The sequence below is a fragment of the Acinetobacter sp. YH12039 genome, from assembly GCF_013420015.1.
GTDB classification, from domain to species: Bacteria; Pseudomonadota; Gammaproteobacteria; order Pseudomonadales; family Moraxellaceae; genus Acinetobacter; species Acinetobacter amyesii.
In genome coordinates this window covers 1-1,006 of the sequence record NZ_VOZA01000146.1, presented here as the reverse complement: position 1 = coordinate 1,006, position 1,006 = coordinate 1, and the positions used below count along the sequence as shown (strand labels likewise).

1 protein-coding gene is annotated in these 1,006 nt (G+C 44.2%); it reads right to left on the bottom strand.

Going from position 1 to position 1,006, the window contains the following annotated elements:
- On the bottom strand, positions 1–814 hold an 814-nt coding region (locus FTT98_RS17940; protein WP_000018323.1), incomplete at its 3' end, for an APH(3')-I family aminoglycoside O-phosphotransferase.
- Positions 815–1,006: the final 192 nt, after the last annotated feature.

Genomic DNA, 1,006 nt, shown 5'->3' with positions numbered 1-1,006 from the left:
AGAAAAACTCATCGAGCATCAAATGAAACTGCAATTTATTCATATCAGGATTATCAATACCATATTTTTGAAAAAGCCGTTTCTGTAATGAAGGAGAAAACTCACCGAGGCAGTTCCATAGGATGGCAAGATCCTGGTATCGGTCTGCGATTCCGACTCGTCCAACATCAATACAACCTATTAATTTCCCCTCGTCAAAAATAAGGTTATCAAGTGAGAAATCACCATGAGTGACGACTGAATCCGGTGAGAATGGCAAAAGCTTATGCATTTCTTTCCAGACTTGTTCAACAGGCCAGCCATTACGCTCGTCATCAAAATCACTCGCATCAACCAAACCGTTATTCATTCGTGATTGCGCCTGAGCGAGACGAAATGCGCGATCGCTGTTAAAAGGACAATTACAAACAGGAATCGAATGCAACCGGCGCAGGAACGCTGCCAGCGCATCAACAATATTTTCACCTGAATCAGGATATTCTTCTAATACCTGGAATGCTGTTTTCCCGGGGATCGCAGTGGTGAGTAACCATGCATCATCAGGAGTACGGATAAAATGCTTGATGGTCGGAAGAGGCATAAATGCCGTCAGCCAGTTTAGTCTGACCATCTCATCTGTAACATCATTGGCAACGCTACCTTTGCCATGTTTCAGAAACAACTCTGGCGCATCGGGCTTCCCATACAATCGATAGATTGTCGCACCTGATTGCCCGACATTATCGCGAGCCCATCTATACCCATATAAATCAGCATCCAGGTTGGAATTTAATCGCGGCCTCGAGCAAGACGTTTCCCGTTGAATATGGCTCATAACACCCCTTGTATTACTGTTTATGTAAGCAGACAGTTTTATTGTTCATGATGATATATTTTTATCGGCACTGTTGCAAATAGTCGGTGGTGATAAACTTATCATCCCCTTTTGCTGATGGAGCTGCACATGAACCCATTCAAAGGCCGGCATTTTCAGCGTGACATCATTCTGTGGGCCGTACGCTGGTAC